Origin of the sequence: Psychrobacter sp. Marseille-P5312 (assembly GCF_900291405.1) — a bacterium.
GTDB lineage: Bacteria > Pseudomonadota > Gammaproteobacteria > Pseudomonadales > Moraxellaceae > Psychrobacter > Psychrobacter celer.
Genome location: NZ_OLML01000001.1, coordinates 491,624 through 504,353 on the forward strand (window position 1 = coordinate 491,624; position 12,730 = coordinate 504,353).

11 protein-coding genes are annotated in these 12,730 nt (G+C 44.1%); 3 read left to right on the forward strand and 8 right to left on the reverse strand.

Translation table 11 applies throughout. The features are described from left to right. Nucleotides 1-92: 92 nt before the first annotated feature. Nucleotides 93-884 carry an inner membrane protein YpjD gene (locus C6W44_RS02135; protein WP_105244040.1) on the forward strand — a complete coding sequence of 264 codons (792 nt, stop codon included), beginning with the start codon at nt 93-95 and terminating at the stop codon, nt 882-884. A 108-nt stretch (nt 885-992) separates the two neighbouring features. Here C6W44_RS02135 and purU read toward each other — a convergent pair whose 3' ends face one another. Continuing rightward, a complete protein-coding gene (purU, locus tag C6W44_RS02140) occupies nt 993-1,958 on the reverse strand; it encodes a formyltetrahydrofolate deformylase (RefSeq protein WP_227526327.1) in 966 nt (321 codons plus the stop codon). A 213-nt stretch (nt 1,959-2,171) separates the two neighbouring features. After that, nucleotides 2,172-7,949 carry a hypothetical protein gene (locus C6W44_RS02145; protein WP_158676688.1) on the reverse strand — a complete coding sequence of 1,926 codons (5,778 nt, stop codon included), beginning with the start codon at nt 7,947-7,949 and terminating at the stop codon, nt 2,172-2,174. Nucleotides 7,950-8,435: 486 nt separating this feature from the next. Between C6W44_RS02145 and rpmB the strand changes: the two genes are divergently transcribed. Both rpmB and rpmG read left to right on the forward strand, forming a co-directional pair. Continuing rightward, complete coding sequence (rpmB, locus tag C6W44_RS02150) at nt 8,436-8,672, forward strand: 50S ribosomal protein L28 (protein ID WP_075100488.1); 237 nt, start codon at nt 8,436-8,438, stop codon at nt 8,670-8,672. Between the two features lie 38 nt (nt 8,673-8,710). Further along, nucleotides 8,711-8,866, forward strand: a complete 156-nt coding sequence (gene rpmG / locus C6W44_RS02155) for a 50S ribosomal protein L33 (protein ID WP_075100487.1) — start codon at nt 8,711-8,713, stop codon at nt 8,864-8,866. Between the two features lie 177 nt (nt 8,867-9,043). On the opposite strand, the gene C6W44_RS02160 is transcribed toward rpmG, so the two are convergent. The 6 genes from C6W44_RS02160 to fghA form a co-directional block, all read right to left on the reverse strand. Then, nucleotides 9,044-9,361, reverse strand: coding sequence for a hypothetical protein (locus C6W44_RS02160; RefSeq protein WP_075100486.1), 318 nt, complete (start codon nt 9,359-9,361; stop codon nt 9,044-9,046). A gap of 200 nt (nt 9,362-9,561) precedes the next feature. After that, a complete protein-coding gene (locus tag C6W44_RS02165) occupies nt 9,562-9,873 on the reverse strand; it encodes a hypothetical protein (RefSeq protein WP_105244042.1) in 312 nt (103 codons plus the stop codon). 172 nt (nt 9,874-10,045) lie between these two features. Next, nucleotides 10,046-10,405 (reverse strand): hypothetical protein, encoded by a 360-nt coding sequence (locus tag C6W44_RS02170; protein WP_227526328.1) that lies wholly within the window; start codon nt 10,403-10,405, stop codon nt 10,046-10,048. 66 nt (nt 10,406-10,471) lie between these two features. Further along, nucleotides 10,472-11,164, reverse strand: a complete 693-nt coding sequence (gene rpe / locus C6W44_RS02175; protein ID WP_105244043.1) for a ribulose-phosphate 3-epimerase — start codon at nt 11,162-11,164, stop codon at nt 10,472-10,474. Between the two features lie 68 nt (nt 11,165-11,232). Beyond that, nucleotides 11,233-11,487 carry a TIGR03643 family protein gene (locus C6W44_RS13700; protein WP_227526462.1) on the reverse strand — a complete coding sequence of 85 codons (255 nt, stop codon included), beginning with the start codon at nt 11,485-11,487 and terminating at the stop codon, nt 11,233-11,235. Between the two features lie 265 nt (nt 11,488-11,752). Continuing rightward, complete coding sequence (fghA, locus tag C6W44_RS02185) at nt 11,753-12,643, reverse strand: S-formylglutathione hydrolase (RefSeq protein ID WP_105244044.1); 891 nt, start codon at nt 12,641-12,643, stop codon at nt 11,753-11,755. Nucleotides 12,644-12,730: the final 87 nt, after the last annotated feature.

Sequence of the window (12,730 nt, forward strand, 5' to 3'; positions counted from 1 at the left end):
TTGGAGGATTATTCTAATCATTCCGATAATACCACTTTGGTGATACATTGAGCGGTCATGTTGCGCTCAGTATGAGATGAGGTTTTATATCTGTGCACTTTGCATTCTTACTTGCTAGCCTGACTTATATAGCGGTCAGCGTTTACATCGGTTGGGCGCTGATTGCTGATAAACCTATCTACAAAGGCCGCAGTCTAGGCTTATTGCTGATCGGGATGGCCGCGCATGCCGCGCTACTTTATCCATCTGTGGTGACGTTGTATGGCCTAAATTTTAATTTGTTTAACGTCATCAGCCTGATCAGCTTATTTTTCTTGTGTTTTTATGTGCTGTTTAGCCTGTATCGTCCGATTGTCAGCCTCGGTATCTTGGCGGCGCCGACCGCGCTTGCAGGCATGACCATCGGCTATGTCGGCCGTGCCCCCTATCAGCCCATTACCGATATCAGCCTCGGGCTTGAGACCCATATTTTACTGTCGCTGGCGGCCTATTGTGTGCTCTTGATGGCGGCGGTGCAGGCGCTGTTTTTACGGCTACAAATCCGTGAGCTTAAGCACAAAACCATCCATCGCTTTTGGGTCAATAAACTACCCTCCCTACAAAGTATGGAAGGTTTACTATTCGATATGATTTTAGTCGGCTTTGTCTTGCTGAGTATCGCGCTGGGGATTGGCTTTATTTACGTACAGGACTTGATGGCGCAGCATATCGTCCACAAGACCGTGTTTAGCCTGCTGTCTTGGTTGTTATTTGGTGGCTTATTATTCGGTCATTGGCGCGCAGGCTGGCGCGGCAAACGTGCGGCCAACATCACCATTTATGCTTTTATCCTGCTGGCTATTGGCTTTGTTGGTAGCAAGTTTGTATTAGAGATGCTGCTATAGTTGGTATTTTCAAGCAGCAAACATAAAAAGGCCGCCAGTCATAATAGAAAATGACTGGCGGCCTTTTTACTGACTTACAGTGATTTCAGCACTATTTAATTAAATACCTTAATTAAACACCACGGTTTTATTACCAGCGACTATCACGCGGTTTTGGACGTGCCAATTGACTGCACGTGCCAAGACATTGCGCTCGATATCACGGCCAATAGCGCGCAGCTCCGCCACGCCCTGACGATGGGTGACGCGGTGTACGTCTTGCTCGATGATAGGCCCTTGATCGAGCTCGGCGGTGACATAGTGCGCTGTTGCGCCGATAAGTTTGACACCTTTGTCATAAGCCTGACGATAAGGGTCGGCACCGACAAACGCTGGCAAAAATGAGTGATGGATATTAATCACCTGCATCGGCCAGCGTTTGACAAAATCGGACGACAATATCTGCATATAACGCGCCAATACCAATAAGTCATTGCCTGCCATCAGCGTATGAATCTGCTCTTCGGCATCTGCTTTGTTGTCTTTAGTCACAGGTACATGATGAAAAGTGATGCCAAAGTTTTCTACCGCTTGGCGCAGGTCTGGATGGTTGCTGACCACACACGTAATATCACAATCGAGCAAGCCGCGCTGATGACGCCATAATAAGTCCAATAACGCATGATCGAACTTTGACACCAAAATACCGACCTTGGTTTTGATGGCATTGTTGTGTAGCCGCCACGTCATGTTGTGGCGCTTAGCAACCGTATGCGCAAAGCTGGCCTCAAAGTTATCCATAATTTCGCTCAAGCCTGCCAAAGCAAACTCTAAACGCATAAAGTACTGCCCGCCCTCATGCGCGGTGGAGTACTGATCCAAGGTAATGATGTTTGCGCCATAGCGATGGATAAACTCAGATACCGCTTGGACGATGCCCGCTTGGTCGCGGCACTTAATGAGCAGTGTGGCGGTATCGATAGCCGCTGTCGTTTGCGAAGATTTTGCTGATGTACTTGGCAATGACACAGCTGGTGAGGATACAGCTGCATTGTCGCTTGAGATGGTGTTACTTGATGTTGTTTTACTTAGCATAATGCGCCCAATTCAAAAAACAAAGCTATCAGCTCTACATGGTCATACTGATAGCAAAAATCTGATAAAAGTATAGGAAACCGACTATTCTAATCGTTTTTGCAAAACTTTGCTGATTGAGTTGCTTGTATTTGGTTATTAAGATTATAAATGCAAAAACCCCCAACGCGGGGTTGGGGGTTCTAAGAAATCATCTCCAAAGCAAGTAACTTACTAATCAACCTTAATTACTTTGTTAAATCCAATTCCATTGTTACGAACATTAATCACAGAACCTAAATCTAAATCAAATGCTTGATTGAAGTCAACAATATAAATCGTATCGTTGCTACTTGAGTTAGGTAATGAATTAACCCCATCGATTGAAACAGAATAGTTTGGCTGATAAGGCCATAGTCTAACTGTTGTATTACCACGTGGATAAGCATTAGTAGAGTTAGCATCAACACTAACACTCATATTATTTACACAAGTAGCTCCACCCGTACCGAATGGGCTTGCATTATCTATCCAAGGCGTGACTAAACTGGTTCCGCTTATTGACAAATCATTTACCTCACTAGGCAGTTGATAGTTAATACTCTGTGTATTTTCACTACCATTAACGAAGGTTGATGCATCAAAGCGTACCTTTACCCAGTTAGAATAACGTAGTGGATAACGGATTTCGAAATCAGCACGCCCTTCGTCATCAGTAATAAACGTATAACCATCCTCTGAAACAGTACCACCAATAATTGCAACTGGATTAATTGGATCTAGCTGTTTATTACCAATAACAATATTACCATTAGCATCAACATTTTTGTCAATATCTTCGTCTTGATCTAACGTATAGTTATAGTTTAGATCTTCTGTGGTGATCCATTCAGACTGCAAGAAAACAGGCGATTTTTCAGAGAACACTTTAGGCTCAGGTGTCGTAGTAATATCCTGACCATTCTCATCCTTTTCTTTGATATCAGCCGCTTGATAGGTCACAGTGCTGTCTAACAAACAGACTCTACCTTGAGCATACTGTGTAGCATAAGACTTAATTGACACTTCCTGGTTGGGGACAGCACGACCTGAGCCATCCATAACCGATATCGAACCACGTACCGTATAGTAAATATCATCAGAAGATAGCTTATTACCAAATGCTAACGTGGTGTATACCGATTCCTTAGATACAGTGATATTAGTAGTTTTTTCAGGAACACCAAAGGTATTATCTAATAAGCGCGCGTTGATAACTACACCACCAATAGGAGAGCTAGCATTGGCTTGATAAACCACACGCGCCTCACCTCTACTATTCGTCACCGCTGTTGCAGCCGATAAGCGGCCCGCTGAAGAATCTGACGCACGACTGAATACGACCGTTTGCCCTTCGACGGGTACATCATTTTTATCTTTGACTGTCGCGACAACTTCGGTGCTGGTGCCAGGAATGATGACCGATTTGACCGGTTGGAACAGCATTTTTGCAGGGGTTGTCGCACGGAAGCGTGTATCGACAGTGGTTTGATAACGGGGCTCGCCGTTTTGTAGGGTTTCGCCTAATAGTTTGGCTTGTAATACCGCTGTGCCAGCAAGCTCAGACTTTAGCCAAAACTTAACAGTAATGACGTTGTCGTTAATATCACTAGCTTTAATAGGCTTGGAGACGATGACATTATCTTCAAACTTACCGATATAACTGGTAATGAGACTACCAAGAGAAGTCTGTAACTCTACTTGTTTCCCTTCTAACGCCTTCGCCTGATTGGCGTTATCAGCACGGATTTGAATTTGAACCTCTTTTGGCTCATTGACATCATACAACTTTTCAATGTTAATAAAGCTGATACCCGCTTGTGACACTTTGACCAGATCAATACTATTGATACTACGCTGGGTATTGATGCTATTTTCACCCAATGCTCTAGCAAATACACGTAGGTTACCATTGCTATCAAAGGTCAAATCAGCTTCGTTAATATTAAACACCGCTTGACCATCTGCATTGCTAATAGCAGTTGCACTAGAGTGAATAACATCACCGTTGGCGTCGACCAACTCCATACCAGCATTGGCAATAGCACGCCCTGCACCATCCACCAATGTGGTCGTGATAGTAGTAGAAGCGCCATCTTTTAGATTGGCCTCTGTCGCTGCAATAGTAATCTCTGTACCAATCGCTGATAAGCTTAATGACTTCTCTTCACGCATTTGCATGCTGACTTTACCATCTGCATCGTATTGCGGTGTCACGATTTTAGCATTAATCACTACGCTATGATTCAGACGCGAATTGATAGAGTTGGCTGCTAAGATGACGCCGACATCGATCTGACCATTAGCATCAGTGGTTACCATGCTTGGTGTGGTTAACGCCGCACCACTAGCCTCTAAGTCTTCAATACTTAGCTGTACAGGTACTCCTGCCAAGATACCGCCTTTGCTGTCAGTCACACGGAAGGTAGCATTGGTCTGATCACCACCAGTGTTCAACGTAGACTTGTCAGAGGAGGCTATGAGCTGATAACTATCAATCGTAGCAGTATCTACTGCAACGATATAGGTCTGTGGTAGCTCGATACCTTCTGCAGTCGTCGTGGTAGCTGTCAGCTTGATGCCTGCTTCTAAGATAGCTTGGTTGACGTTAGCACCGTCTGTAAGTGTTAGGTCAAAGGTTGCTAAACCATCACCATTGGTCATAGCGGTATTACTACTAACCGTCACGCCAGTTTTGATAGGATTATCAACATTCAAACGCACTTCACGATTGGCAATACTTCCCTTTTTATTCTCTACACGCACAAATACTTTGAATGTGTCACCCTTCGTATTAACGACTTTATTAGCGCCAATCGTTATACTCTCTTGTGTTCCTGTTGGAGTAACAGTATTAACGACAGTAGTTTGCGTGGCAATATTACCTCTACTATCTGCTGCTGACAATGCAACCGTGAATTTACTCCCTCTATCAGTGAAGCTGTTTTTCTGCTCAACAGTAAGGTTATTTGGCACGGCAATGGTAAATGTCGCTTTACCTGAGTTATCCGTGGTTTGACTACTTCCTGATACTAGCGTCACACCCTGACTTGCGATAGACGCTGGCAGTGCAAGAAATACTTTTTGTCCGCTAATCACATTGCCTTTGTTATCTTTTGCTATCACTTCAACCTGTGTTTCACCACCATTTAGGTTTAAAGCACTTACTGGATTACCCTGTAAAGAGATAGCCGCTGTCATAGACTGAACTTTGACATTGACTTGTTGTTGCTTGCCAGTCAATGTCTCTGTCAAAGTAGCGGTCAATACTTGCTTGCTAAGCGCTTCTTTTTGCTCATCATTCAAGTTATTTGGAACTACCACATTAAAGCTAACCGAACCATTAGCATCTGTACTAGCAGTTATATTTGATGACCCAAGCTGACCATTTACTGTGAGCAGGCTTGCTAATTGTGGATTATCAAATACCAACTTCACTGTCTGATCAGTGACTTGCTCACCAGATGACTGATTATTTAGCTGTGCTTGTATATTAGCATTACTGCCAACATTATTAAGAATATAGCCTGCTTGGTTGTCAATATTATTAGTAGCATTCAGAATATTTAGAGTGACCACTGGAGTGGTAATAGTAACTTTTGTCGCTGCAGAATTATAGACAATACCGTTTTCAACATAAGACAGTTGATAATTAATACCAACTTTTTTAAGGTCAGCACGCTGAACGGCTGTTAGAGTACTTGGTATCTTCACTGCAAATAGGGCTTCACCATTGAAGTCAGTCGTCGCCGATTGAGTGACAGTGACTCCATAACTAAGTGCTTTAGCACCCAGCTGAATAGTAATTTCTTTATCTGAAACTGGCTTAACACTATTACCTTTAGTTGTAACCTTAACATTTATATTTCCATTACCCCCTAACTCACTGATAGACGGTGACGCAATAGAAGAAAATTGGATACTAGTTTCTGGCTGCTCAACTTTGATAGTTCCTGGCAATCTAGACTGAGTGCCATCCTCGTCCGTTATTACCGCGGTATAACTAATGCCTGACTTTATCAAATTCTCACGTTGCGTTGGCGTTAAGTTTTTGCTGATAGCAATATCAAATTCTGCTATACCACTACTATTAGTAATTATTTCATTACCAAGAATAGTGATGCCACTGCTTGTAGTCTGATCTAAAACTAGTTTTACAGTTCGACCTACAGCTGCACTGCCATTTTTACGTTTACCAGCAACTTGTAATTTAAACTGCTGCGCTAAAGCACTAACAGTTGCTGGCAAACTTTGTGCTGACAATTGAATGTCACTTTGGCCTATCTCTGAGCCAATGCGAATAATTTCGCTAGTGACAGAGCTACGTACTCCTGAGTCTTCTACAATGGTAGCGGTCAAAACAACTGGGTCAGTCTCTTCTATTAATCCTGCATTTTCTAATTTTATTTTTTGCGCTGCTGTTAAATTGTTAGGAACGCGTACGGTATAGCTTACTTCTCCATTACTGTCTGTAGTTTGCTCAGAATTATTTTGCAGTGTTAACAGACCAGCCTTGGCTAAATCTTCGGGCAAGCTTGCGGTGACTTTTTGACCTGCAATTATACCACCGCGACTATTATTGACACGAAAACTAATAACGGCGCTACCACCTGAGCTTGATAGCTCCTTTTTATTGCTTTCATTGAAGTTAATCTTATACTCTGCAACAGGTAGATAAACTGTGCTAGTAGCTGTTTCTGTTGTTATTGAACGGTTAGGTTCTGTTAAGACAACCGTATAACTAATACCTTTTTCGATAAGCGTTTTGCGGTCATCTGCGCTCACAGTATTAGCAATATTTAAGGTTACATTGGCTTGCCCTTGAGCATTTAGAGTTACTTTGTCAGCATTTAAACTTACTCCAGTCACTGCATCATTAAGATTGATGGTGGCTGTCGCTCCATTGATAGTCGTCGGTACGTTAGTATTTTTGGCAGTAGCACTAATAACAATCGTTTGGCTATCGCCGTAAGCACTAAGTTGGCTAGGACTAGCCGTCACGCTCACCGCATAATCAGAGATAGGCAGTGCTACAGTTAAAGTATTTGTTTCTTGCTTGGTGGCGCCATTCTGCTCTTGGATACTGATGGCATATGCAATACCTTCACCTTTTAACAGTGCATCACGCTCAGCTTTCGAAAGATTTTCATCTATTTTAATAGTGAACGTTGCAATACCATCCGCATTTGTGACTTTACTACTCCCACCTACGATAGAGATGCCTTTGATATTATCAATACCCAAGCCAACTTTAACATCCTGAACGCGGGCACCCTTGCTGTTCTTAGCAATGACGGTCAATTGAGCGCTGTCACCATAAGGGTTTAGAGCGTTATTAGAGACTGAGCTTGTTTTCAATGAAGAGGTAATATCAAGCTTGCTTTCCGTAACTTGTGTGCCATCACCACTGCCTTTTTTACTGACAGAAACCTTGAGTTCTTGCGGTGCAATAACCGTGCCATCAGCTTTCTTAGCGCTGGCTACTAGCGTAAAGCCATTTTTTATCAGTGCTTCTTTATCAGCAATTGCTTGTGGATTGAGCTTCAATGCGTATACCGCATTACCATTACTGTCAGTGGTTTGGGTACTCTGACCTTCAATAGTGATACCGTTAGTTTCAGAATCCACTACTTTTAAAGTAACTGCTTTGCCGATCATTGCACCACCTGAGCCCACCTCAGCAGCTTTCACTGTTACATTAAAAATAGCCTGCTCATCAGATAGCTCGATGATAGTAGGCGATGTGCTAAGCTTCTGTAAAAAGAAATCAGGCTCAACTTCTGGTGTCTGCTCACCACCACTATCACTACCATTATTTTCGCCAGGTTGCTGAACCCCTAAGTCGGGCGCTGGTGCAACAGAGTCTACGGTGTCACCATCACCGCCTCCACCACAACCTGCTAACGCTAGCGCGCACGTCAAAGAAGTGAGCTGAAAGAGTTTAGAAGAAAGAGGTAATGAACTATATGACATATTTGGAACTCCGCATCGGCAGTAATTTATTCGCGCAAATAAGCAAAATATCATTGTCTAGAATCATGACAGACTGATAATGATACATAGAATTACAGTAAGGTTGGTTGTATTAACAGATTGTATTAAATATATAACAGCAACTTTACTGACTTTTGTTATAACTTACAACTAAAAAATGAATCTTTACTATTAAATAATCAACAACATAGACAGCTCATTTCAAGGTATAATAGATACCCTTTAGACCGACGATAATCACAAAAATATTTGAGTATTCATCTGTTTTATGGTATAAATGTCGGCTTTAAAATTTTCTGAATTGGTGGGTCTGTTATTTGCCTTTAGTAACAGTCATATCAGCTCAACCTTCATATAGTTTTGTTTGGTGCAAAGCTGCCGCTTGCTGTGTCCATGCCGCAAAAACGCGCAACTTGCCCAGACTGGTATGAGAATCCCTCATGCCTCATAGATTAGGAGTTCGCCATGTCTCGAGTTTGCCAAGTGACTGGAAAGCGCCCTATGGTGGGTAATAATGTTTCGCACGCAAACAACAAAACCCGTCGTCGCTTTCTACCAAACCTTCACAACCATCGTTTTTGGGTAGAGTCAGAAAACCGTTTTGTACGTCTACGTGTGTCTACCAAAGGTATGCGCATCATCGACAAAGTTGGTATTGATAAAGTGTTAGCAGATTTGCGCGCACAAGGTCAAAAAGTTTAAGCCACGCGCTTATCACCACCATCTAAAGGAAAGCTATCATGAGAGATAAAATCAAATTAGTATCGACTGCTGGTACTGGCTATTATTACACCACGACCAAAAACAAGCGCACGATGCCTGGCAAAATGGAGATCAAAAAATATGATCCTAAAGTCCGCCAGCACGTGATCTTTAAAGAAGCAAAAATCAAGTAATACGGCAATGCTGATTATTTGAATACAAAAAAGGGTTTATCAAATGATAAACCCTTTTTTTGTCTGTTTTATCTGCTACTTTTTTCTACTGTCACTCGCATGGCGCTTTGGCCGTAGGTTTTCAGCTGACTATCTGTCTATAGTACATCGGCCAGCTTAGTGCAGTACACCAGCCAACTAGCTATAGTGCGCCGGCTCTTTGTCATAGACATGGGCGTGCCACTGGCTCATTTGTTTTTGCATGATCACCTGAATGGCAGCATGAATCATATGCTGACCTATCGCCTGCGTATCACTGCCGAGGATGTCTTTGAGTTTTTCAGAAAAATCAATGGTCATGAGCGGTGCTTCATTTTGCTCAGCATCACGTAGTAGCAGTCGCCCATCATCGGCCTCTACCAGCTCAAGCGTGGTTTCTCTTCCAAATCCTGCGAATTGATCGCTATTCTCGTTATCTACTTCTATCTCATTATCGATATCGATGTCGTATGGCATTCATGTGTTCCTTATTGTCCCGTGATGAAGTACTGGCAAAATACGTCGCGTCTGGCCACGTGATTACGCTAAGTAATACGGGTAAAACTGTATTATTCATACAATGGACGCTTTGGCCCTGAAATTCAAGGGCTGTCACGTAAGTCTTCTATTCTAGAGTCCGCTTTTGTGTCAAGTATTTGCGACAGCACATGCGCCGATCAGCGCCAGTAGCGCAGTTTTGCTAAGGTAAATAAGAAAGCGACAAACATACCCAGATAATACATGAGCTTGAGCTCAAGCGATGGGTCACGGTATTTAAACGGCAAGGCAACAGTCGCTGTCGCCGTAGGAAATATCAGCAGCATCAGTAGCCAGTTTTCGATGACATTGAGCCAGCCTTGCAAATCGGTGCCATGACGTAAGGATGACAGCCCAAGCAGCAGACAAGCCACTATCAGGATGACAAACAAACTGTTGGGTAAGTCTTTGGGAAAAATAAGATCGAAGATTTTATCAGAAGGTTTTGACATGCAAGCGTCCAGTCACGCCCAAACAGCGTGACGTATTTATGAATGAAAAGTAAGCAGTCACAAAAGGGTGAATTGCGCTCATACACACTAACCTGTCCTCATAACAGGGTATTTGATATGTACGATACGCAAAACCCCTTAGTTTGTGCAGTATAGCGAGGCATATAACAACTTAACTATAAGTCCCCATCAGCCACAGCATGGCCACGCACGCGGTCAGCCAGCCAAGCGTTAAGGCATTACGAGTTTCGATATGCATGCCTTTAACTTTGTTGAGCAGGCGCGAACCCAGCCAAAAAAACAGCGGAATACCCAGCACAAAGGCTGGAACGATGACCGCTGCATGGCGCAGCACCGTCTCTACATCCTCACCGAGCATCAGTCGAAAGCCATAACCGGCTAAGCTGAGTACAAGCGCAAATACAGCAAGACCAATGGTAATACCTTTAGGCACCAAGCTGCGCTGTCGCGGCACACGGCTATTTACAGAATCAGGCGGCACCGATGCGTGTGGCGGTTTGTTTGTGTTCATATGTCACCTTTTTACTTTTATAGGGCGCTCACGCTCACAGCAACCGTGAGCCGTGCCCCATCTCAGCTATGCACTCGCGTTGGCCAATGCCAGCTCTGCACGCATGGCGTCGATTGCAGCTTTATAATCTGGCTGATTAAATATCGCCGAGCCTGCGACAAACATATCAGCGCCCGCTTCAGCGATCGCACGGATATTGCTGGCCTTGACGCCGCCATCTACTTCAAGCCTGATATCACGGCCACTGGTGATGATGCGCTGACGCACCTCACGCACCTTGCCCAGCGTACTGTCGATAAACGACTGACCGCCGAACCCTGGGTTGACACTCATTAGCAGGATTTGATCGACCTTATCCATCACGTAGTCTAAGTAATGTAAGGGCGTTGCTGGGTTTAATACCAAACCGCACTCAGCGCCGCCATCTTTGATCAGCTGCAAAGAGCGATCGATATGCGCGCTGGCTTCTGGATGAAAGGTAATGATGCTGGCTCCTGCGTCCAAAAACTGCTCAATCATACCATCGACAGGTGACACCATCAGATGTACATCGATAGGGGCATCGATGCCATAATCACGTAGCGCTTTACAGATCATGCTACCAAACGTTAAGTTGGGTACGTAGTGATTGTCCATGACATCAAAATGAATGACATCAGCACCAGCCTCTAATACTTTTTCGACCTCTTCACCAAGTCTGGCAAAGTCAGCCGATAAGATAGAAGGCGCAATAAGATAAGGCTTAGAAGGACTGCTCATAAATAAACTACCTGATTGATGATTGTATAAAATAACAAGGCTAGAAACAACAAGGCTAAAAACCACAGCTAACGCGGCTTGTATTGCGTTTTGCAATAAGCGCGTCCTACGCTAAAGGAGCGTTTGGCGTCATGTTTGGTAGCACGGCAGCTGACACGCCGACGCCATAGGCGAAAAGACCATGGTTTTAGCGTGTGACGCATCAGCTTAATAACTGCTGTCTCATTTAGACCATAACCATGCTCTATCGCTGAAAATGGCGTCCTATCCTCCCACGCCATCTCTATCACGCGTGATATCTGCGCCTCATCTAGCACGCTCAGACTACTACCTGTATGCTGAGGACAGGGCTGCGGATCAGTTGACGCCCGCTTACCACGTTGCTTGTTTTGTAAGGCGGCAATCATATCAGCGCGCATGATGGTAAGCGAGGGTGAAGCACAAGCAGCCTGCGATATAGCAGGCTTGGAAGTCATGATATCTTGATAACTTGCCATCATATTTCAACCTTAATAAACATAAGCAATCTACCGTACAGCACCTATATGAAAGCCTACGCACAAAAAACAGCTTGGGACAAACAAGCCACTAGCCAAACTGCGCCATACGCCAATGGTGCTCGATATGATCATTAATAAAAGTTTGGATAAAGTAATAGCTATGGTCATGCCCTGCTTGATAACGTAATGTTAAGGGCTGTTTGGCTTTTTCACAAGCGTCAAGCAACTTATTGGTCTGTAATTGGCCGTCTGCCAAAAAATTGTCCGCCGCGCCTTGATCGACCAAAATACTTGTATACTGCTGACCGACTTTTTCTATCGTTTTTGCTGCATCTGCTTGCGCCCACTGCGCTTTATCATCACCAAAGTACTCTGTAAAAGCAGCCTCGCCCCATGCCGACTCGCTGGCGGCGCATACTGGCGACAGCGCTGATACGCTGACAAACTTACTCGGGAATTTAAACCCCAATAGCAGTGCCCCATGACCACCCATCGAGTGCCCTGTCACACCGATGCTATCGATAGGAAACTCTGAGCGCAGTAAGTCATATAGCTCATCTACGATATAACTTTGCATATTAAAATGCTCGGACCACGGTGCCTGCGCAGCATCGACATAGTAGCTGGCGCCCTGCCCGACAAAATAACGCTCATCATTTGGCACATCCACCGACTCACTACTTCTCGGCGAGGTATCTGGCGCGATAAATATCATCCCAAGCTCGCTGCATTTTTGTTGAAAATGAGCTTTGTGCGTGACGTTATCGGCATTACACGTCAAACCTGATAAATACAAGACAGCTGGACAGCGGCGACCTGCAAGCGCCTCATCTGGCAAGTAGATACTAAATGTCATCGCAGTCTTTGTCGCTGTCGACTGATGGCTATAATAGTGCTGCTCGCCATCAAAACAGCGATTAACACTAAGCTGCGTGAGCTGTGAGCTGGCAGAGAGGCTATGATGATAGGAGTTATTCATAAGTCAGATCCTTTTTATCTAAGATGAAATACTGGTCAAATATATGACGCTTAACGAGAGAATACATGGGCCATGCTGTTTTATATT

Coding starts and splice junctions, on each gene's coding strand:
- purU (WP_227526327.1), bottom strand. CDS start 1,958: ATGCTAAGTAAAACAACATCAAGTAACACCATCTCAAGCGACAATGCA.
- C6W44_RS02145 (WP_158676688.1), bottom strand. CDS start 7,949: ATGTCATATAGTTCATTACCTCTTTCTTCTAAACTCTTTCAGCTCACT.
- rpmB (WP_075100488.1), top strand. CDS start 8,436: ATGTCTCGAGTTTGCCAAGTGACTGGAAAGCGCCCTATGGTGGGTAAT.
- rpmG (WP_075100487.1), top strand. CDS start 8,711: ATGAGAGATAAAATCAAATTAGTATCGACTGCTGGTACTGGCTATTAT.
- C6W44_RS02160 (WP_075100486.1), bottom strand. CDS start 9,361: ATGCCATACGACATCGATATCGATAATGAGATAGAAGTAGATAACGAG.
- C6W44_RS02165 (WP_105244042.1), bottom strand. CDS start 9,873: ATGTCAAAACCTTCTGATAAAATCTTCGATCTTATTTTTCCCAAAGAC.
- C6W44_RS02170 (WP_227526328.1), bottom strand. CDS start 10,405: ATGAACACAAACAAACCGCCACACGCATCGGTGCCGCCTGATTCTGTA.
- rpe (WP_105244043.1), bottom strand. CDS start 11,164: ATGAGCAGTCCTTCTAAGCCTTATCTTATTGCGCCTTCTATCTTATCG.
- fghA (WP_105244044.1), bottom strand. CDS start 12,643: ATGAATAACTCCTATCATCATAGCCTCTCTGCCAGCTCACAGCTCACG.